The 20,252-nt window shown below is 47.1% G+C and carries 19 protein-coding genes and 1 pseudogene; 6 read left to right on the top strand and 14 right to left on the bottom strand.

Annotation, left to right across the window (positions count from 1 at the left end; genetic code table 11):
* Nucleotides 1-28: 28 nt before the first annotated feature.
* Both ACFORK_RS02780 and ACFORK_RS02775 read right to left on the bottom strand, forming a co-directional pair.
* On the bottom strand, nt 29-1,000 hold the full coding sequence (locus ACFORK_RS02780; RefSeq protein ID WP_379195364.1) for a sensor histidine kinase: 972 nt from the start codon (nt 998-1,000) through the stop codon (nt 29-31).
* Nucleotides 997-1,698: a response regulator transcription factor gene (locus ACFORK_RS02775; protein WP_379195362.1), complete on the bottom strand. Its 702-nt coding sequence runs from the start codon at nt 1,696-1,698 to the stop codon at nt 997-999. Before ACFORK_RS02775 ends, ACFORK_RS02780 begins: the two co-directional genes overlap by 4 nt.
* A gap of 192 nt (nt 1,699-1,890) precedes the next feature.
* Here ACFORK_RS02775 and ACFORK_RS02770 point away from each other — a divergent pair, with 192 nt between their 5' ends.
* Nucleotides 1,891-2,484, top strand: coding sequence for a hypothetical protein (locus tag ACFORK_RS02770; RefSeq protein WP_379195360.1), 594 nt, complete (start codon nt 1,891-1,893; stop codon nt 2,482-2,484).
* A 59-nt stretch (nt 2,485-2,543) separates the two neighbouring features.
* On the opposite strand, the gene ACFORK_RS02765 is transcribed toward ACFORK_RS02770, so the two are convergent.
* The 7 genes from ACFORK_RS02765 to ACFORK_RS02735 form a co-directional block, all read right to left on the bottom strand.
* Nucleotides 2,544-3,215: a YitT family protein gene (locus tag ACFORK_RS02765; protein WP_379195358.1), complete on the bottom strand. Its 672-nt coding sequence runs from the start codon at nt 3,213-3,215 to the stop codon at nt 2,544-2,546.
* Between the two features lie 467 nt (nt 3,216-3,682).
* A complete protein-coding gene (locus tag ACFORK_RS02760) occupies nt 3,683-5,461 on the bottom strand; it encodes a glycoside hydrolase family 36 protein (protein ID WP_379195356.1) in 1,779 nt (592 codons plus the stop codon).
* A 38-nt stretch (nt 5,462-5,499) separates the two neighbouring features.
* Complete coding sequence (locus ACFORK_RS02755) at nt 5,500-6,390, bottom strand: carbohydrate ABC transporter permease (RefSeq protein WP_379195354.1); 891 nt, start codon at nt 6,388-6,390, stop codon at nt 5,500-5,502.
* Nucleotides 6,391-6,406: 16 nt separating this feature from the next.
* Nucleotides 6,407-7,309: an ABC transporter permease gene (locus ACFORK_RS02750; protein WP_379195352.1), complete on the bottom strand. Its 903-nt coding sequence runs from the start codon at nt 7,307-7,309 to the stop codon at nt 6,407-6,409.
* A 28-nt stretch (nt 7,310-7,337) separates the two neighbouring features.
* Nucleotides 7,338-9,014, bottom strand: coding sequence for a type 2 periplasmic-binding domain-containing protein (locus ACFORK_RS02745; RefSeq protein ID WP_379195350.1), 1,677 nt, complete (start codon nt 9,012-9,014; stop codon nt 7,338-7,340).
* 122 nt (nt 9,015-9,136) lie between these two features.
* A complete protein-coding gene (locus ACFORK_RS02740; protein WP_379195348.1) occupies nt 9,137-10,177 on the bottom strand; it encodes a response regulator transcription factor in 1,041 nt (346 codons plus the stop codon).
* A complete protein-coding gene (locus ACFORK_RS02735) occupies nt 10,170-11,993 on the bottom strand; it encodes a sensor histidine kinase (protein ID WP_379195346.1) in 1,824 nt (607 codons plus the stop codon). Before ACFORK_RS02735 ends, ACFORK_RS02740 begins: the two co-directional genes overlap by 8 nt.
* A gap of 334 nt (nt 11,994-12,327) precedes the next feature.
* On the opposite strand from ACFORK_RS02735, the gene trhO reads away from it, so the two are divergent.
* From trhO to ACFORK_RS02720, 3 genes are all read left to right on the top strand, one after another.
* Nucleotides 12,328-13,224 (top strand): oxygen-dependent tRNA uridine(34) hydroxylase TrhO, encoded by an 897-nt coding sequence (gene trhO, locus ACFORK_RS02730; protein WP_379195344.1) that lies wholly within the window; start codon nt 12,328-12,330, stop codon nt 13,222-13,224.
* Nucleotides 13,182-13,898 (top strand): helix-turn-helix transcriptional regulator, encoded by a 717-nt coding sequence (locus tag ACFORK_RS02725; protein WP_379195342.1) that lies wholly within the window; start codon nt 13,182-13,184, stop codon nt 13,896-13,898. The genes trhO and ACFORK_RS02725 overlap by 43 nt, the downstream gene beginning before the upstream one ends.
* A gap of 198 nt (nt 13,899-14,096) precedes the next feature.
* Entirely contained in the window at nt 14,097-14,360 is a 264-nt protein-coding gene (locus ACFORK_RS02720; RefSeq protein ID WP_379195340.1) for a hypothetical protein, read from the top strand.
* A 416-nt stretch (nt 14,361-14,776) separates the two neighbouring features.
* On the opposite strand, the gene ACFORK_RS02715 is transcribed toward ACFORK_RS02720, so the two are convergent.
* Nucleotides 14,777-15,187, bottom strand: a complete 411-nt coding sequence (locus ACFORK_RS02715; protein ID WP_379195338.1) for a hypothetical protein — start codon at nt 15,185-15,187, stop codon at nt 14,777-14,779.
* Between the two features lie 295 nt (nt 15,188-15,482).
* Between ACFORK_RS02715 and ACFORK_RS02710 the strand changes: the two genes are divergently transcribed.
* Nucleotides 15,483-16,598, top strand: a complete 1,116-nt coding sequence (locus ACFORK_RS02710) for an AI-2E family transporter (RefSeq protein ID WP_379195336.1) — start codon at nt 15,483-15,485, stop codon at nt 16,596-16,598.
* Between the two features lie 106 nt (nt 16,599-16,704).
* On the opposite strand, the gene ACFORK_RS02705 is transcribed toward ACFORK_RS02710, so the two are convergent.
* The 4 genes from ACFORK_RS02705 to ACFORK_RS02690 all read right to left on the bottom strand — a co-directional run bounded on the left by ACFORK_RS02705 (nt 16,705) and on the right by ACFORK_RS02690 (nt 19,316).
* Nucleotides 16,705-17,109 (bottom strand): hypothetical protein, encoded by a 405-nt coding sequence (locus ACFORK_RS02705; RefSeq protein WP_379195334.1) that lies wholly within the window; start codon nt 17,107-17,109, stop codon nt 16,705-16,707.
* A 30-nt stretch (nt 17,110-17,139) separates the two neighbouring features.
* Nucleotides 17,140-17,808 (bottom strand): uracil-DNA glycosylase, encoded by a 669-nt coding sequence (ung, locus tag ACFORK_RS02700; RefSeq protein ID WP_379195332.1) that lies wholly within the window; start codon nt 17,806-17,808, stop codon nt 17,140-17,142.
* 115 nt (nt 17,809-17,923) lie between these two features.
* Nucleotides 17,924-18,583, bottom strand: a complete 660-nt coding sequence (gene rnhA, locus ACFORK_RS02695; protein ID WP_379195330.1) for a ribonuclease H — start codon at nt 18,581-18,583, stop codon at nt 17,924-17,926.
* Between the two features lie 157 nt (nt 18,584-18,740).
* A complete protein-coding gene (locus ACFORK_RS02690; RefSeq protein ID WP_379195328.1) occupies nt 18,741-19,316 on the bottom strand; it encodes a TetR/AcrR family transcriptional regulator in 576 nt (191 codons plus the stop codon).
* A 167-nt stretch (nt 19,317-19,483) separates the two neighbouring features.
* On the opposite strand from ACFORK_RS02690, the pseudogene ACFORK_RS02685 reads away from it, so the two are divergent.
* Nucleotides 19,484-20,242 (top strand): annotated as a pseudogene (locus ACFORK_RS02685) (creatininase family protein).
* The last annotated feature ends 10 nt before the right edge of the window (nt 20,243-20,252 follow it).

The raw sequence follows: 20,252 nt of genomic DNA, 5'->3' as shown, positions 1-20,252 counted from the left end.
ACAGTTACCTTACACAATTGTAAGGTGGTTAGAATACAATCCGTACTGTGGTGCCTTTTCCTACTTCTGAAATGATGCTTACCTCATAACCGAGCTTGGTACAGATCTGCTTGACCAGGTACAACCCCATTCCGGTGGATTCCTGAAAATTCCGGCCATTTACGCCAGTAAAATAAGGGTCAAACACCCGCGGCAGATCGCTCGGCGGAATGCCTACCCCCTCATCACGTATATCCAGCACTACCCTGTTATTCTGCAGGTAGCCTGCAAAATGAATGACTGCTCCCTCTTTTACCGTGTATCGGACCGCATTTGTAATGATTTGGGTCAGCACAAAAGATAGCCATTTCTCGTCCGAGGTCACAGCAATATTGTCTTCTACTGTAATAGACGGATATACACGACTACGGATGAACAGTCGCTTCTGCTCTGAGGTGATTCGCCGCAGGACGGTCTGCAGCTCCATCCGCTCCACGTAGAAATCATGCTCGAACGTATCCAGTCGTGCTGTATACAGCACGGTCTCCAGTCCTTTCTTCAGACGGTCCAGCTCGTCTCCGATCGCCGTGAAGGGCGGGCCATCTTTATCTTGAATAATTAGATGAATGACAGACAACGGGGTCTTCATGCCATGAACCCATTGATTGATGAAATGAATATGCTCCTCTAACTTGTGGCGGTAGCTGTGCAGATCATTTTTATAGAGGCGAAATTGATGAGTTAGCAGCCCGCGCAGACTCTCAGCCAGCGGCGTATCCTGCGATGGCCCGCCCGTTTCATCCAGCGTGGAAGGCCGAGCAGTCATTCGTTCGTAAAAGGTCCGGTTGGAGATGTAACGGAAACCGAGGTAGACAAGCAGCAGACAAGTGCTAAGAATATCGGCATACAGACTGACACTGACGTCACTGCCACCATCCAGTCTGTACACCAGTGTAATGACTGCTAGCTGGGACAGATATACAAGGATTAACGTCTTTTGCTCCCGTAAAAATAGCTTCACTCCCCATTCCCCCAGTTCGGTGTCAGCCGGTAACCTTGGCCGCGCACGGTCTGCAAGCCGTCATGGATCTCCAGCACCGCTAGTTTTTTGCGGACACGGGTCACGTATACATTAAGCGTGTTGTCATCGACAAACACCTGATCATCCCATATCTTCTCCAGCAGGCGGTCACGGGTGACGATGGCTCCGGCTTTTTGCATCAGCTCGTCCAGAATCTTGACCTCTGTATGGCTGAGATCTATCCGGTCATCGCCCCGGGATAACACCAGCCGTTCCACATCCAGCGTCATTCCGGAGACTGTAAGACTCCGTTCATTAAGGTTTCCCGCGTAAGTGCCATAGGCGCGCCGGAGCTGACTTTTGATTTTGGCCATAGCGAGCTCGTAATCGAAGGGTTTCGTGATATAGTCGTCCGCACCGTTCTCCAGTGCCATCACCTGATCCATCTTGCCCGCTCTTGCCGAAATGAATAATATCGGACAGGTAGATACACCTCGAATCTGGCGGCACCAGTAATACCCGTCGAATTTAGGCAGATTGACATCCAGCAGCACCAGATGCGGAGCAAACGCCTCGAACTGCTCACGCACCGTCTCAAAATTGTCCACCGCCTGTGTCTCATAACCGAATTTATGTAAGTAGTCCTGGAGCAAAGATACCAGCCCCTGATCATCCTCAATAATGAATATTTTAAACATACTAATTTGCGCCTCCAATTGACCCAGACCTCTTTAGCCGGGGGTTTGCCAACTAATATATACAGCACCGGTGATGTACGTCAAATTACGCGCTATGAAATACGCAGCAATTACTTTCTATGGTATCCTATAATCACAAGTAAAATAATGGAATATCGTTGCAATTATAAATTGGATAGGAGCTTTAGAGATATGAACGCTATGAAACCAATTAAACTACTGTTCTTGGTATCACTGGTCATGTTGTTTGCAGGCTGTGAATTCAAATCGGTCCCCCAATCCGTTGATACACCCATGTACAGTGGCAAAGGCTTACGCCTGGCAGTTATAGGCGAACCGCCGATCGTGAGAGAAAGACATGTGACCTTCACTGAAATTACTTTTGATGATTTGAAAAGAGGGGCTGAGCTTGCGTCCCATTACGACGCTGTCTTTATTATGAAAGAGCATCTTCGCGAAGCCGCTGAAGGACAATATGCGAAAAAGTACGGGGAGACGAGGCTGCCCATCTTCTTCGTAGAATCCAAGCAGCCCGCCGCCTTTTTTACTGTCGAGGATCTGGAATACGGCACTTTTGACATAGATCCCGGTATGTATATTTCCGGGTTTCTTCTGCACCCTGAGGATCAACCCGGTGGAGATCCGCCAGTAATGGCGCGTCAGGATTGGGGGTTTGGACTTTACAATAACATTGTGAATGATACCAACATCAAAGATGTGTACTCGCGGGTATTCGAGACGATTGCATCCATTAAAAATCAGCAAGAGACCGGCCAGAAATTCTGACCGGTCTCTCTAATATGTCCATATCCATAGCTGACTGATGATGCAGCCCTGGTTCACATTTATCGCACATTCTGGGGATTACCCAGTGGTGTTGGCAATTTCGGCTTTGGCGCTTTCGCCAGCTTTCCTTTGCCCAGAGAGGTTGTAAAGGTAATTACATAACCTGCCACAACGACAGCCATAACCGTGTATAGCGTCTCTTTTAATGGCATGTAGAAGAGGGACAATGCTAGCACGATAACATCCAACAGGATGAAGACCGTACCGACCTTAATTCCTTTCCATTCACTGATCAGCAGCGACAAAATATCATCACCACCGCTCGCCCCGCCTGCGCGAAGCACCATTCCAGCTCCCAGACCTGTCAGTACCCCTGATAACAGAGCCGCAACCGGCAAATTATCATGCAGATTGATGACCCACCCGGAGTAATGTTCCATCAGTCCGTAGAAGAGCGTAAACGCTCCTACAGAAACACATGTATTCAAGACAAACGCTTTTCCTTTGAAGAACCAGGCAATCAGAAGTACTGGTATGTCTAGGATCAAAATAGAAAGTGAAGGCGAAATGCCCAATACATATTTACCAAGCAGCGATAATCCTACGAACCCGCCCTCGGTCAAATGGTTCTGATAATTAATGTGATAATACGTAAATGCAAGCAACAATGTTCCTAACAAAATGACTGTCAACCGCAGCAGAAGCTCTGCTCCGTGATTGTGTTTCCTCATACTGGTCTCCCCTTATCGTAAATGGCGGCTAGACGTCCCACCAACCTCTACGACGGGTTGAACCGGAGGTGTTCCTTCGCATAATGCACTCCCTTCCCTCGTACGTAGAGCGGCTTCGTCAATTAACGGTACGCGCATCTTCGACAGGGAAGCTAAGTATAAGACAGATCATAACGTTTCCAAATCGTCCTTTGGGGATTCGTCCTTCGGGGACACATGGTATCCTGATCCTTTCTTTAATTTGATAAGTTCTGTTGACATTATACCACGCGAAGAAGATACTCTAAACACCTTTGTGTAAAAATGATGATTTCGCCCTTTCTGTTTTTCTCCCATTATATTTAAAAAAACATTAAAAAATACATCGAAATGCGGTAACAATGGCTATATTTCGAGAAATACGCTACGGTTTGTTAAGCCAATGTAAAAAAGAGGGAATGCAGACATCTGCACTCCCTCTTCACCTTTTATGACTGTAGTCGGGTCAAAATAGCTACGCCAGCACGTGGCACCGACAACTCCAGCAGTCCTTCCCGCAGTTCCAGCGTCAGCTGTTTCGTGACTTGCCCACGGCAGTCCTTAATCACTGCCACATAAGCGGCAGGTTCAGACGTCCATTTGACGATCACATTGTCGGTATAGGTTCCGTTGACAATCGCCAGACGCTCAGGCGTTCCCTGTGGCGTGATGACCATTTCGGCATAGCAAGCGATTACCTGAACGTTGTCTTTGCTAGCCGTCACCAGCGGATACAGCAGTTCCGGGTGCTCCGGTAACAAGGTTCCGCTCAGGAGCACATCACTGTATTCCCGGCTGAAGCCGGTCCAGAACCGCAGCATCTCAGTCTTCTCTTCACCGATCTCTGCAAGCCTTACTGATATCTGCAGCACAGAGAACAGGCTGTTGATGAACTGCAAAGCCGAGCTGGCAGTTTCCTCATGTGGGTTGAACATGATCATATCGGAGTGCACGGCCGTATTGCCGGACAGCAGCCGAAGATCGAGTGTACGGACACGGTTCTGAATGGAATCATTCGGACAATCGCCTGCTCTGAAAATGTTACCGTACTTGCGCATTAACGGTCCGATATAGCTCTGACGGAACTCAATCAGAATATCCGGCTTGATGGCCTTAAGCGATTGCATGATGTCAGTGAACAACCGGTCTACAGCCTCCGGGATGGAACGGTAATCGCGGCCGCCCCCTTCCTGAGGAAGTTCACCTTCTCTTGGCTGAAAGCTGTCTACAAAATCCAGCTTTAGTCCATCGATGCCCCACTCTGTCACCGCCTGCTTATAGATGTGCAAGAGATACTCCCGCACCTCAGGAAAGCGCGGATCAAGCACGCCGGCATCGAGTCCCTCTTCTACCTTGATCACTTTGTCCTTGAAGGTGTTCCAGACCCTGCTCTTTCGGCCGACGAACGGTACCGAATACCAGAGCATATACTTCATGCCCAGGTCATGAACTCGATCCACATGTGCTTTCATATCCGGGATCTTGGTCTCACAAACCTCCCAGTCCCCGGTAAAAGCATAGCCGCGGTTATTATCATCCGTCTGCCAGCCATCGTCGACGATAATCGTGTCGCAGCCGATTTCACGGGCCAGACGACATTCGTCTTCAAGTGCGGAATCCGTCAGCTCCTGATGGTAAGAATACCAAGTGGAGTACATCGGACGCAGAGCAGCATCAGGAACGCTAGCGGGCTCAAGACCCGGCTGCTGCTCCCACCAACGGCTGACATCTGCTAATGCCTCATGATACGGGATATCTCGGGTATCAATCCGCAGTACCGCCTCATATACATCCAGGCTAGGCACAGGTTCTTCAAAGAGCTTCAGCGAGCACAGGAAAGAGGAATCCTCCTCATGAATCCCCGCCTTCACTTCAATCTTGTTCAAGACATCTGTAAAAGCAAATGTCATCCGGTTTTTCCCAGCAAGATTTAACAAGGCCGTCACAGGCGCCTGGGAAGAGATCCGGCTGTTAAAGCCGGAGCCCCAATCGATCTGGAATGCCCGATTCCGCTCGACGCCAGGGTGCCACATCGAATGAATATCTTGTGCGGGAATCGACCAGCTAATCGTACATACTGGCGGGGTACCGTTTCGTTTCGCCTTCAAGGTAATGCCAATGAACAACAGATGTTCCTCGGCCCGTTCAAAGGTCTTGGATATTTCAAAGAAATCTTCTTCGCTTACCACTCTCACGGTAGGGAGAAGAGCGTCAATCAAATTCGTCATAGTTCCTCCTGTTGGGTTCTCCTCTAGTGATAGCTGTATCAGCCCTTAACCGAACCAATCGTCAAGCCGCCGATAAAGTACTTCTGCAAGAACGGATAGATCAGCAAGATTGGAGCCGTTACTACAATGGTTGTAGCCGCACGTAGCGTTAGTGGCGACAAGCTGTTGAACTTCTGGTGCAGAAGCTGCTGGTCCATGATTTGCTGTGAAGCTTCTACTTCCAGTAGCAATCGGCGCAGATAAACCTGAAGCGTGTCATAATTTCCGCTGGAATTATACAGCACTACATCAAACCACGAATTCCAGTGTGCTACCGCGGAATAGATAAAGATCGCTGCGAACACCGGAAGCGACATTGGCAACACCAGGCGGATATAAATCTTAAGCTCGGTGGCACCGTCAATTCTCGCAGATTCAAACAGGGCTTCAGGAAGCTCCGAAATATAGGAAGACATCAGAAGCATATAGTACGCGCTGATCAAAGACGGAATCCAATACACATGGAAGGAGTCCGTTAAGCCCAGCTTCACCATGAGCAGGTACGTCGGAATCAATCCGCCGTTGAAGTACATCGTAACTAGAAACAACACACGGAGGAACTTACGCCCCGAGAAATGCCGGACGCTGACGATATAAGCCAGCAGACCTGTGACGAACAAACTGGTGCTCGTGCCAACCGCTACTCGAAGAGCGGACCAGCCAAAGCCCTCCAGTAGCTTGCTGTTCTCGAACAACAGCTTGTAAGCATCGAACGACAGCACCCGTGGGAAGATGTAGATACCACCACGCGCCGCGTCTGCACCGTCATTCAGCGACAGCGCCAGCAGATTGAAGAATGGATAGGCTACAGCAATACCGAATAATAACAGAACGAAGACATTTACAATATCAAATAAGCGTTGTGACCAAGGAACCGATCGTGAAGTCATCGAAGCATTCTCCTTTCTAGAAAATAGACGTTTGCATAAGTTTTCGGGACACGCGGTTGGCTGTTATAACCAAAGTTAATCCGATCAAGCTCTTCATCAAGCCGACCGCAGCACCATAGGAGTAGTTACCAAGTTGTACCCCGAACCGGTATACATACGTATCGATGACTTCATGATAATCCCTCGTGTTGGGACTTCCGAGGAGCAACTGCTGCTCAAAGCCCGCATTCAGGATACCGCCTAGCGCAAGAATGAATAATAGTACGATTGTGGCACGAATACCTGGCAGTGTAATATGCCATACCAGTCCAAAGCGCCCCAGACCGTCTACTCTGCCAGCCTCATACTGTTCCTTGTCGATCCCTGCAATAGCAGACAGGTAAATGATTGAGCTGAAACCGACGTCCTTCCACAGGTTGGCGGAAGTCAGAATCCCCCAGAAATATTTACCCTCACCGAGGAACAGAATCGGCTTGTCGATCCAGCCGAAGCGGACGAGCAAGTCATTGATAATACCGTCACTTCCCAGAAGGGTGAACAGAATGCTGGCCACCACGACCCATGAGATGAAGTAAGGTACATAAGACAGTGACTGAATGGTTTTCTTAAAAGCCTTGCTTTTCACTTCACTCAGCAGCAGTGCCAGCAGAATCGGCGCTGGAAAGCCAATTAGCAAATTCAGCATACTGATGACAAGCGTATTTCTTATAATCATCCAGAAGTCAGGTTCGTTAAAGAACCGAATGAAATTGTCAAAGCCGATCCAGTTTCCAAAAAGGGATTGCCCTGGAACATAATTTTGAAAGGCGATTACTAACCCATACATCGGATAATAGGCAAACACGAGTACCCATAGGATGATTGGCAAACTTAACAGCCACAGCTGCCGTTCGCGGGAAAATCGCTTGAGGTAATTCATAGTAGGTTTCCCTCCAAATCTCTCCTTGTTATTTCACGAGCGCGAGGTTCTTTTTATATTCCTCTGTGCGATACTGCTCGAGATCCTTCAGCCCCAGTTTGTTAGCCTTGTCACGCAGATCATCGAAGTTACGGGATGCCTCATCCTCGGACTGGGACATAATGACTTTAACAAATCCTGTTTTGATCAAATCTTCAATCTGCTGATTCTTGATCGTCAGCGGGTTGTCATTTGTGAAGCTAACACGCTGCTCTGTATTGTCATAGATCGTATCCTTGACATTATCGTTCATCAGCTTTTTCCACTTCTCATCCGCAATGAAGTTCTGATCGAACCAAGCGGTGCTCTTGTTGTCATCGCTCAACAAACCTTGCGGGTACGCGAGCCAGAAAGAGTTGCTGCCGTTAGCTGTCTCTGTTTTCTCAAAATCCAGCTTGCCGTCCAGAAGCGTTTGCTTCTGTTCCTCATTGAAGGACCATTTGCCATCACCTTCATAGTTCCAATAGGATTCCGGCAGGTTCGGAATACCCCAACCCATCAGACGAGTACCGATCGGTGAAACTGTGAAATCGAGGAACTTGATAATTTCTTCAGCATTTTTTGCTTTATCTGTGATTACCGTGTAATTCCAGCCATGTGTATTCTTGGCGGATAGATAAGCTTTCTCTGCGTCAGGAGCTTTGAATGCCATTTGTACGAAACGTTTGTCTTCTTTGTAATCCGGATCTGTTTTTTGCCAAATTTCATGGCCGGCATTCCAGGATTGCCACCATGGGCCGATATGACCGGCGATGCGCTCGTTGGAGAACTTGATTTTCCAGTCGTCGAACTTATTGATAAATGCATCTGGATCCATCAGACCATCGCGGAAGAAACGGTTGTAGTAGAGAAGACCTTCCTTGCCCTCTGTCGTGTTCAGCCAGTGAGTCAGGTTGTGATCTCCGTCCTCTTTAAAGCCATCTTTTAAGCCCCAGAAGCCGAGAGCGCTGTCAATTCTAACATCGCTATTCCAGGACAAAGCATAGTTCTTCTCACCCTTGTCATTGGTAGGATGCTTGGCTACGATCTGTTTCAGAACATTGTAATAATCATCAGGCGTTTTGATCTCTGGAGCACCAATCTCCTGATACCAGTCCCAACGGATGTGAGCGGTAAAATCAGGAATAGGCAGATATCCCCAACCACGAGGAAGTCCCCACAGCTTGCCATCTGCGTCAAGATAGGTCTCATAACGGGATCCCAGCTCTTTCTTGAGATTCGGTCCGTATTTATCTACCAGCGGGGCCAAGTCGATGATTTTGCCCTGTGCCTTCCACTGGGAAATCTGGGAATCATCCATGGCCGCAATGACCTCTGGGTAATCACCGGATACCAGCATCAGATTCAATTTTTCTTTAGGATCGACATCCAGAGATGATCGTTTGATATCTACATTGAAGTTCGTCAGCAAATAATCATGGAAAGCTGCTTGCTTCTTGTTAATCTTATCTGGATTTCCTTTCTCTGCTTGGAAAAAGTGAATCTGCGTTGTTTTCTGTGGCAGCTTCCAGCCGAACTCGTTAACCTTCTCCACCGCCGGTGTTGTGCTATCACCCTCGCTAGCAGAATTACTGCTATTGTTGCCGGATGAATTGCCACCACAAGCAGATAACAGCATTACGGATGCCAGCATGGCCGTGCCCAAGACACTACCTTTTCTGCTCATCAAAATTCCCCCTCTTAGTTGTATTTCTTGTCTACATCGTTATTGTAGAGAATTGTCTGGGGCAAAAAAATGGAGATTTCATTTCACTATGGTCTTTTCATCACTGAGTGTTAGCGGTTACATTATTGTTGCATCCGTTTTCTAAATTCTGAGGGCGAAAGGCCGATCATCCGCTTGAAACGCTTCGTGAAATGGGAATAATCGGGATAACCGCAGCGCTGTCCGACCTCATATGTTTTCAGCGAAGTGCCTGTCAGCAATGCTTTGGCATGCTCCATACGAACATGAGTCAGGTAGGCAATATAGGACATCCCTGTCTCTTCCATCAGCAAATGGTAAAAATAAGTCGTGGAAATATCCAGCGTTTCAAGCACTTTCTCCAGACTCAGCTCACTGTCGGAGAAATGCTGATTAATATAGTCCATCGCCTGCTGGGTGGCACTGCGTCTTCCCCAATTCCGCTTGTCCCGGGTCTCTGCCAGCTTCCGTTCCAGCCAGTCTCTGAATGATGACTCCAGTGTGGTGTACCCTGGTTCATCGTAGGGAATTTCCCATGGGCTAATCAAAAGCCGCTCCTCCAGCTGATTCTGGATCAATGAGGCTGCATTTTCCAAAAGCGTGCGCCGCTCCTCATAGGAAAGTTCCTGATGCCCCAGCAGCTTCAGCAGATTATCGATTTCCAGTGAAAGAACAGGTGCATTCGCTGCCCAGAGCGCCGTGGCAATTCGTTCTGCAGCTGATATAACCGGGGCTAAAAGCTGATTTTTTACCATTGCCTTCTGGCGCGTGCTGGCAAAACGCTGGAATAGTTGACCAACCAGCTCTACAACCAATTCCTCCTTCAGCGGTTTCAGCAGATAATCTACTACCCCATGGCGCAGGGCGGCCTGGGCATATTCAAACTCCCCATACCCCGACAAAATGATAATCTCACCATCATAGCCATCCTGCCGCATTCGCTGGATCAGCTCGATCCCATCCATTACAGGCATACTGATGTCTGTAATAATTAGATGAGGCTGTTGAAGCCGTATCAGCTCAAGAGCTTCAGCCCCATTAGCGGCTTCACCGGCAATTTGGTATTGAGAACTGGCCGAAGTGAGAATTTTATCCAAACTTTTTCTGCTCATGGATTCATCATCCACAAGGACGATTCTATACATCATGCATGCCTCCTTGTTGTTCCTGCTCTAATTCCGCGATGTGCGTAGGCAACAATATATCGATACAAGTCCCATCTGGACCAGAGGTCGAAATAAACAGACCATACGGCTCACCAAACAGCAGCCGCAATCTGGAATGGACATTCAGCAAGCCGATCCCTTTCTGCTTGTTCTCTGCTTCCAGTTCCAGTAATTCATCCTCGGATAGATCAAAGAGGCGATTATAGCGCTCCATAGTATCCGAAGACATGCCACCGCCCCCATCTTCAATCGATATTAAACAGCCGGCTGCGACCTGCATTTCCGAAATGCGAATGTAATTGGGGACGATTTTATATTTATCAAATCCATGCTTGAAGCAATTCTCGACGATCGGCTGCAGCATAGAGTTGATCGCTGAGGTCTGCGCTCCCGCCTTTTCAGAGATTTGAATAAAGCAGGAGAGACTTTCGTAGCGTTCGGCCTGGATCGAGAGATAGGCAGACACATGTCCAATCTCCGAGGCAAGCGTGACCCTTTCATTCGGGTTTCTTACGCTGTATCGAAACATATCCCCAAGGGAGACGATCATCCGGCTAATCTTCCGGTTGCCCTCTACAATTGCACTGGCGTTGATAAATTCCAACGTATTATAGAGAAAATGAGGGTGGATCTGAGCCTGCATGGCTAGAAGAAGTGCTTCCTTCTGCTTCACCTCCAGCTCTTTCTCCCTCAGCTTAGCCCGGTGCACCGTATCGATGAGTATCTGGATTTCATCAACCATCTTATTGAAGCCTCTGTACAAGCTACCTATTTCTGCGGTTCGGTTCTCCGGTGCCCTAACGCCCAGCTCACCTAGCTGAGTTCGCTTCATTACCCGCAATAGTGTCAGCAACGAATTACTAAGCATGTACATCACCCCGCTGACTATAATCATGATCAGCAGGAAGATCAGCAGCAAGACAATAGTAGAAATTCTGCTGATTTGCAGTAAAGGCCCATTCAATTCAGCAAGTGGTACCTCCGCGAACAGTGACAAGCCCGTGGCATTAGAATGAAAGAACATGACAAGCTTGTCTCCCGATTCACCAGGCATCGTCAGTGTTCCCTGACGCTTATCGCCCATAGCCTTGGCATAATCAGCAGACAATCCCTCATTGGGATGACTGCCAGGCCGATAAATCGCACTGCCCTTGCTATCCGCAATCCAGACGTACCCCGTTTTGCCAATCCGCACATTCCGGGCAATCTGGATAACCTCATCCAGTTTCAAATCTATAATCAACAGTCCGCTGTTGGTGCTATAATTCGTGCTGTTGAACTTCAGTGCAATCGATAGAAAAGGTGGGCTCCATTCATCCTGTTCCAAGCCCATGACTTCAAAGACACCGGTCTTCGCAATCTTAGCGTTATATTCCTTATATCTCCGCTCTGCGGAAGAGAAACTTGAAGATGATACCGCCCTCCCCTCCCCATTAACCAGAGAGATTCCCCGAATGCCTTCGCGGTTGCTTGTTAGCGGATTCAAAAGCTCTCGCTCGATTCGGTTGGAACGCAGAAAACGATCATAGGAACCGCTTACAGAATCATTTAAAAATTGCAGTGTTAGCTCATTCACCAGGATCGGATACATTTGATGCTCAATGTCCTGAAAATACGTGTCAACATATCTATTGACCTGTTCAACCAGCTGATAGCTTGATTCAATGGTATTTTGCCGAATGACCTTATGACTTTTTTCGTACCAGAATTGACCTAGCAGCGGAAGCGGGAGGTACAAAATCAGCATTAACAGTATTATTTTTTTCTGAAGAGAGAGGTTGGCTATCAATTTCATGGTGTTATTCTCCTTCTAAACTAGGTAAATTAAGGATCACAGCCCAGAGCTCACTCCATGATTACCCTTCATCTATTTTCTAAGTATAATCTTTTTTGCAGTTACGCAATGGTTTCTTCAAGATGCAGTGAATAAATCCCCATATTTGTGATGATTCTGACATATCCTTTACACTGTTCTTCTCGTCAGATTCCGCGCTATAACCATACCGCTTCAAGAGTATCTCTTGTCAAGCCTTGATAATATGTTACAATACTTTTTATAGTTAAACATTTACTTAGTAGTTAAAGTACCGTGCACGTGAAGTGTAATTCTAATGAGACAGGTGAACTAAATGAAGCCACAATCGGAATATGCAATTCTGCTTTACTATAAATTCGTAAAATTGCCGGACGCTGAACAATTTGCACAAGAACATCTGGCATACTGCAAAGAGCTGGACGTAAAAGGACGGATTCTTATCTCTGAGGAGGGCATTAACGGAACATTATCCGGTACGATTGCCCAAACCGAACAATATATGAAGGATTTGCGCGCGAACCCACTGTTCAGCGACATCGTCTTCAAGATTGATGAGGCTGATGAGCATGCCTTTAAGAAGATCTTCGTGCGTTATAAAAAAGAGCTTGTAACCTTCCGCGTCGAGGAAGAACTGGACCCTAACGTAATCACTGGCGAGCATCTGGCTCCAAAGGACTTCCACGAAATGCTACAGCGCGACGATGTTATCGTTCTGGACGGTCGTACTGGTTACGAATACGACCTCGGTCATTTCCGCGGCGCGATCCGGCCAGAGGTGGACAGCTTCAAGGAATTCCCGGATTGGATTCGCGAGAATATGAGCGATATGAAGGATAAGCACATCCTCACTTACTGTACAGGCGGGATTCGCTGCGAGAAGCTGAGCGGCTTCATGATGAAGGAAGGCTTCCAGAATGTATATCAATTGGATGGCGGGATTGTCACCTATGGTAAAGACTCTGAGGTACAAGGCCGACTGTTCGATGGAAAATGCTATGTGTTCGATGAACGGATCTCCGTTCAGATCAATCATACCGACGAGGATATCGTGGTTGGTCGTTGCCACCACTGCGGCAAGCCGGCTGACCGTTTCATCAACTGCGCCAACGATGCCTGCCATCTCCAGCATATTTGCTGTGAGGACTGTGAAGCAGAGCACAGCGGTCATTGCTCGGACGAATGCGCCGCGGTTACGAGTGCAGCGCGCTAAATAAAGGTATAGACAAGGGCGGTGAGCTAACCGTGCAACCCAAAGAGGATTTGTCCACTCGTGAGACGATATTGCATCTGCTAAAGACCAATGATGAGCTGACAGCCAAAGAGCTGACTGATCGACTTAACATCACTTCCATGGCGGTGCGTCGCCATATTGATGTCCTGGAACGCGATGGATTTATTGAAGCGCGGACCATCCGGCAGCCCATGGGCAGGCCAACAGCGACCTATCATTTGACAGAGCGCTCCAGTGTGCTTTTTCCCAATAAATATCACGCCGTAGCCCTGGATCTGCTCGATGAGTTGGTACAGGAGACCGGTGAGGATATGGTAGAACGGCTGTTTGAACGCCGGAAAGAGAAATTGTTCAAGAAATATAACGGTGCTATGCAGAATAAAAGCTTTCATGAGAAGGTAGAGCTGCTCGCCAGCCTTCAAAATGAGAATGGATACATGGTGGAATGGGATCAAACCAGTGAGGACGAGTATACGTTAATAGAATACAACTGTCCGATCTCCCAAATCGCCAACCAATACAATCACGCCTGCCGATGCGAGTTACAGCTATTCGAATCATTGCTGGAAGCAGAGGTATCCCGGCCGGATTGTCTGGCTGAAGGCGGACGCAAATGCCTCTACAAGATTCAACGACGGGTACAAGAATCATAGGTTAAATAAAAGGTGGCGCACAGGGTATTCTCTGTGCGCCACCTTTTATTATAGACGAGGCGTTCTGGGGGCTTCATCTGAATTATGATGGATACGCCGGATGCCTTCACTTGTTTAAAATTACGTCCAAATCGCCTATTTCCCTATCGCACCTCACGACATATTTTATAGTACATTAGAGAAAGCGGGTGAACGAGAATGCCCACGAATAGTAATGGAAATAGCTCCAATAATTCCGGAGGTGAAGGTGTAGAGGCTAACGAGCTAAGCGCCGAAGATTATGCCATCATCGGGGCCGGACTTACTGCCTTGGGCGACTTCTTCGCCTTTTTGTCACTTGTCAAAGCCAAGGAGATCACCAAGGAGACCGGAGGTCAGACCGGTGTTACCCCGCTTGCGATCATCAGATCTTATGAAAAAGTCCTATCCAGAAAAAAAAATCAACCTCGGAGAAGAAGATAAAACGACTCGTTCTGCTTTTATCTGGAGTAACAACAAATTAGGCTATCTCCTTGTGCAAGAGCAACACTAAATGTCCTTCTTCGGCATGTATAGTATATGACATCCACCCTCTACATGGTGAGCTCAAATTCCCCTTATAAATAAATCGTGATTCCTTTCGTCACGGCATCCCCGCGCTGCTTCAGCTCAGTATGGTCTGGCCGTTAGCACCTGTTGGGTGCAGGGCAATAGCGGTATTTAGGTAATAAAAATCAAGCCGTTATGTGTGTACAAGCAATGAGGGAATATATTTATACAAATATACATGGGGTATACTTGCTATTACTTAAATGGTGAGATCATTCGGCACTGGGTAGCCCCTCTCAAAAGAAAAAACCTTGAAAAGGCATATTGCCAATCAAGGTTTCTGCACTATATTACTTCATTCTAAAATAAGGGTCTTCGACATGTCCATCTAGTTCAGCAACAGTTTCTTGAATAACGATTCTAACTTCATTTTTCACATTATCATTATTTAATAAATTTTCCAGATGCTTATAAACTTTTACTAAACCTAGTCTACCGATAATTGATGCGATCAACTCAATTTCATTTATTGATTCTTTATTACAAATACCAATTATCCATGTTTCAATTTCACTTTTCACATCAGAGTCCAATAACTCATACGTATGCCATTGCCTGTCCGATAATTCAAACAATGACTCTAAGGCAATTTCTACATCAATAGTTCGTGAACTAATTGAAAATAAAAATTCTTCAAACAGTTCTATTAGTTGAATTGTAGAAATGTAATCAGGTAACGATTTATAATAATCCAACAACATTTTTTTACCTCCCAAAATCAACAGGAATGTGGGTAATATTGCTTGGATTTCTATAGAATTCACCGTCTTGCCCAAGCACTTTGTTTCCGATTTTTATTTGTGCAGTCCAGTCACTTACAGAATTGATAATTCCCAACCAAAAATTGTAAGTATACGAATTTATCACAGAACCTTTTATTCTACATTTTACAAACTGGTATTTATATTATCCCCCATGCGTTACCCCTACCATTTCTGTTTATAAATATAGAATCGGGTCAAGTATAGGAATAGAACGTAATCGGGGGGTGCTGCCATGCAGCAAAGCAAGTATTTTCGGACAAGCGTGGCTATTATTGCTTTTTTGCTAATCTTGTATTTGGGCTCCAAGGTCTTCTTCCTGTTCACTCCACTGTTCGCGATTCTCAAACTACTATTGGTGCCAATGATGCTGTCAGGCTTTATGTATTATTTGCTCCGGCCACTGGTGAACCTTCTGGAGCGGCGAAAATTGAACCGGATGATCTCTATCCTGCTGATTTATCTTGTTTTTATTGGCCTGTTCGTGCTCTTCTCGGTACTCGTCTGGCCTACGTTGCAGGAGCAGATTCAGACCTTCATCGACAACACACCGCAGCTTGTGAGTGGCCTGCAGGATCAATTCAACGACTTGCGGCAGAATCCAATGTGGTCCCGCTTTTTCACAGGAGAATCGGATCTGGCGGCACGTTTGTCCGCTTATCTGAACGATGCAATTAATTGGGTATCGAATTCCGTTAGTAATCTCATCGGGGTCATTTCCAATATTGTCGTTATCATTGCCACGCTGCCCATTATTCTCTACTATATGCTCAAAGACGGACACAAGCTGGCGCCGATTCTACTACGTCTAGTTCCGCGAAGATTTCGTAAGCCTGGTCAAGAAATGCTACGCGAGATCGACAGTGCCCTCAGCAGCTTCATCGTAACTCGTGTCCTGCTGAACGTCGTTTTGGGGATCATGCTGTACATAGGATTTCTGATTATCGGCCTGCCTTACTCACTGCTGCTGGCTGTTATTGCGATTCCGCTCAATTTCATCCCTTATGTCGGGTCTCTGCTCTCGGCTGTGCCGGTCATCATCGTCGGTTTTATCGAATCGCCTACGATGGCGATCTGGGCCACAGTTGTGATTGTGATTGCCCAGCAGATTCAAGATAACCTGCTCTCGCCAATTGTGTATGGGAAGTCGCTGGATGTGCATCCGCTAACCACAGTGCTGCTGGTGCTGATCGGCGGGGATTTTTACGGGATCATCGGTGTGCTGATTGCACTCCCGGTGTATATGATCCTCAAGATTATTGTACGGCGGCTATACGGGATTATTATTGCGGAGCGAACCGGCGACTCTAACTCTGCCAAGGAACCACAGATTAAAGAAGAACAGATGTAAGGTGCTGTCCATGAAAAAATCGCTCCCGGCTGGATTAAAGGACCTGTCCTCTTATCCGCCAGGAGCGATTCTATAGTTACATATTGAGCCTGAGGATAGCCTCGTCTCAGCCCCGCAAGGAGCGCACTACAAAGATGTGATTGCCCTTCATCAGACTTTGGCCATCCTCCAGCATCACAGAGCCTTTCGTATGTGACACTATGGTGGTATTGAGAGCAATCAGCTTATCGCCCTTCCAGACGGTCACCGCCGACTTGAAATAGACCGCGTTATCGAACTGTTGTCGTTCCCGCATGACATATCCGACGGCATGAAGGGCAGGGGGCAGCGCTCTCTCCTTGGGCGCCAAGGCTTTGATATATACAATATCCTGAAAAGGCACCGTAATCTCCTGATGGCCGATTACAGCAATCCGCAGGGAAAGGTCCCATTTGCGGAGAATCCCCTTCATGATCGTGTACGGCTTCTCACCGCAATACATTATGACTGGTCTGCCCACCCAATGGCGCATGGCTCCACCCCCTTCGCTGTGTCCGAATCCCTACAGATTCGGTATGGTCCAATCAATCCCCTGCAACCCGTGGGATTCCAGGTACCGGTTCGCCTGCGTGAACGGGCGGCTGCCCAGGAACCCGCGATGCGCCGAAAGCGGACTCGGATGCGGCGACTGGATCACCAAATGCCGGTTCTTATCGATAAAGGCCCCTTTCTTCTGAGCATGACTACCCCAAAGAATAAAGACCATCGGTACAGTTCTCTCATTTAGCTTTGCCATAATAGCATCTGTGAAACGCTCCCAGCCCAGACCTTTATGAGAATTGGGCTGACTCTCACGGACAGTCAATACCGCATTCAGCATCAGCACACCTTCCTCCGCCCAATGCTTCAAGTAACCGTGGTTTGGAATTTGCATCCCAAAATCCTCATTGAGCTCAGCATAGATATTTCGCAGCGAAGGCGGAATCCGTACGCCAGGCATCACCGAAAAGCTAAGTCCATGGGCTTGTCCCTCTCCATGATAAGGATCCTGTCCAAGAATAACTACACGAGTCCCTTCATAAGGTGTAAGCTTCAGTGCAGAGAACAGGTCCTCCTTGGGCGGATAGACAGTGTGAGTCTTATACTCCCGTGCCAAGGCATAACGCAGTTCATCAAAATACGGTTTTTCTACTTCCTCTTGCAATACTTTATCCCAATCGTTGCCGAACATGAGTTGTTCCTCCTGCTACCATGAATGATACTTTGCTAACTTCTTTATAATCCTATTATAAAGCCGTGGCCGAGCCGATGATAGAAGAATCATCATTTAAGGTAGACCTACTCCGCTACTTCCGACCGTAATCCGCCTTAATCTCGCCCCATTCGCGGGTCTGCCACTTCAGCAGCTTGTTATCATAGGTATTACTCTGGAGCCAGTGCACTGCCCGATCAATCAGTTGCCAGATTTCTTCCGTTGAAGCATCGCGCGGCAGAGTCGTTGCTACCTTCTTCTGCTTCACCCATTTGATGGCATTAACAGAATCACTGTAAACCGTTCGATTGCTACCTTGCTTCTTCAAGTAGGCAAGGGCATGTACAATCGCTAAAAATTCACCAAGATTATTCGTTCCCTTCCGAATCGGCCCACAGGAGAAAATAACATCGCCGGTCTGCGTATCGACACCCTTATATTCCACTGGACCGGGATTGCCTCTGGTCCCGACATCCACCGAGATACTATCGTAGTCGATCTCCTCCGAGGTCTCCACAGCGGCGCTGCGTTTGAATGGATTACTTGCTTTAGGCTTGGCTCCGCCTGCTGTAGCACCTGTACCCCAATTGCCTTTCCAGCCCGCCTTGTAGGCGGCGTCCGCAGCCGCTTTGGATTCATAAGATTTATATTTCGCTCCGGTGTAATGATCTGTCTGGGCTTGGCATTCCGCCCAGGTACCATAGACTCCAGGCTGCTTGCCTTCCCATACTACATAAAATTTCTGCTTAGCCACTTGGGTGAATCTCCTTTCAACGTTGCTCAAAGCCTTATTGTAATTCATTCGCTTCCGTTGTTGAAGCCATTAAATTGCAGGATACATTTTTTTGCCAAAGATCAGGATAATAACTCTCCTGTGCATCCATACTAATTCAAGTGACAGGCAGGCTCGCTCAATCCAAAGCAGTCAACGTAATATCCACGATTTGCTCCAGTCTAGAGAGGTCCAGCTCCGTTTTGACCATCACTCGCAGTCCTACCAGCGCATTATGCAGATAAGCTGCTAGGGCTGGGGCCTCCAGCCGCCGGGAGATTTCCCCGCTCTCCTGCCCGTTTGACACCAACTTTTCCAATAGTCGTTCAGAAGTAAGAAAGCTCTCCTGTACAAGGGAATCAACCTCGGGATCATGCAGCGACAGTTCCACCGCCGTATTAACCATCAAGCAGCCTTTGGGCTTCCCTGTGTCGTTCCGGATCACCATCTCAAACAAGCTACGAATCGCCCTCTTCGCTGTAGGCTGTGCCCCAGCCTGCTCCTTCATTCGCTCGGCAACGTTTCTTTCATACCGTTCCACGGCTTTCATATATAAGGAATGCTTGTCTCCAAAAGTATCATACATACTTCTCTTATGAATCCCCATCCCAGTCACAAGGTCCTGCATGGAGGTCTTCTCATAACCTTGCTGCCAAAAGAGGTTCATCGCTTTTTCGAGAACATCGTCAATCTCAAACTCTTTGCTCCGAGCCATAATCATGCTCCTTTCCAAGACTATTTTAGCATTTGTAGAACGAACGGTAAATATTCATCACTTTCTTAGTACTCACCGTATGTGGGTAATTTTTATAACCTGCTATCCCACAAGAATCCATATTATGGTATATTTAAGATTACAAACTATAGAATTAGGAGATACATATGCTAAATTATACAAACACAACGGCTGAGATAGCCAGCAGTGGGATTGACACCGTAATTATACCTATAGGAGCTACCGAACAGTTCGGTCCTTTTCTTCCAATGCATTTGGATACGCTTATAGCAGATTTATAAGCCGAGGCATACGGTAAAGCATTAAACGCATACGTGTTACCGACACTCCCCTTCAACACTTCCGAAGAACATGCTAACTATAAAGGTACAGTGACCGTAAGTCCAAATATCTTAACAGCAATGATAGAAGAAATAATAGTCAATTTGGCAAAACAAAATTTCAGCAAATTTGTGGTTTGTACCGGGCACGGTGGTGCCTACTGGGAAGCGGCTTTTATCAAGCATATTAATTATAAATACCCACATATTCTTGTAATTGCTCCAAATCATAATACTCATAACGCTTGGGAAGAAGCTATACATACGGCCGGATTTCAAGGCTTAAATGAGATGCATGGTGGGCTATTGTCTGTATGCACGGCGATGTGGCTCTGTCCTGATCTTGTTAAAAAAAGTTCTATGGGCTCAGACGTTCCTCAGGAGAATCGTATTTATGCTGATTACATGGGTTGGGATAAACTTACGGAAGATGGCTGTTGGGGCAAATTTGAAGAAGGAAGCTATACGGATGAGGAATTGAGCCAGCGAGGTCAGACATTCTGGGAAACGTTTATTCAGAAGAGATCCGAAGGGTTAAAACAAGTGCTTGACGAGGCTTACGATAGAAAAATGTCTTCATCATAACAAAAAGAGG

It is taken from the genome of Paenibacillus sp. GCM10012306 (assembly GCF_042649265.1).
Classification (GTDB): Bacteria; Bacillota; Bacilli; order Paenibacillales; family Paenibacillaceae; genus Paenibacillus_AQ.
This window is presented reverse-complemented; position numbering and strand designations above follow the sequence as displayed.

Coding starts and splice junctions, on each gene's coding strand:
- ACFORK_RS02775 (WP_379195362.1), bottom strand. CDS start 1,698: ATGTTTAAAATATTCATTATTGAGGATGATCAGGGGCTGGTATCTTTG.
- ACFORK_RS02770 (WP_379195360.1), top strand. CDS start 1,891: ATGAACGCTATGAAACCAATTAAACTACTGTTCTTGGTATCACTGGTC.
- ACFORK_RS02765 (WP_379195358.1), bottom strand. CDS start 3,215: ATGAGGAAACACAATCACGGAGCAGAGCTTCTGCTGCGGTTGACAGTC.
- ACFORK_RS02760 (WP_379195356.1), bottom strand. CDS start 5,461: ATGACGAATTTGATTGACGCTCTTCTCCCTACCGTGAGAGTGGTAAGC.
- ACFORK_RS02755 (WP_379195354.1), bottom strand. CDS start 6,390: ATGACTTCACGATCGGTTCCTTGGTCACAACGCTTATTTGATATTGTA.
- ACFORK_RS02750 (WP_379195352.1), bottom strand. CDS start 7,309: ATGAATTACCTCAAGCGATTTTCCCGCGAACGGCAGCTGTGGCTGTTA.
- ACFORK_RS02745 (WP_379195350.1), bottom strand. CDS start 9,014: ATGAGCAGAAAAGGTAGTGTCTTGGGCACGGCCATGCTGGCATCCGTA.
- ACFORK_RS02740 (WP_379195348.1), bottom strand. CDS start 10,177: ATGTATAGAATCGTCCTTGTGGATGATGAATCCATGAGCAGAAAAAGT.
- ACFORK_RS02735 (WP_379195346.1), bottom strand. CDS start 11,993: ATGAAATTGATAGCCAACCTCTCTCTTCAGAAAAAAATAATACTGTTA.
- trhO (WP_379195344.1), top strand. CDS start 12,328: ATGAAGCCACAATCGGAATATGCAATTCTGCTTTACTATAAATTCGTA.
- ACFORK_RS02720 (WP_379195340.1), top strand. CDS start 14,097: ATGCCCACGAATAGTAATGGAAATAGCTCCAATAATTCCGGAGGTGAA.
- ACFORK_RS02715 (WP_379195338.1), bottom strand. CDS start 15,187: ATGTTGTTGGATTATTATAAATCGTTACCTGATTACATTTCTACAATT.
- ACFORK_RS02710 (WP_379195336.1), top strand. CDS start 15,483: ATGCAGCAAAGCAAGTATTTTCGGACAAGCGTGGCTATTATTGCTTTT.
- ACFORK_RS02705 (WP_379195334.1), bottom strand. CDS start 17,109: ATGCGCCATTGGGTGGGCAGACCAGTCATAATGTATTGCGGTGAGAAG.
- ung (WP_379195332.1), bottom strand. CDS start 17,808: ATGTTCGGCAACGATTGGGATAAAGTATTGCAAGAGGAAGTAGAAAAA.
- ACFORK_RS02690 (WP_379195328.1), bottom strand. CDS start 19,316: ATGGCTCGGAGCAAAGAGTTTGAGATTGACGATGTTCTCGAAAAAGCG.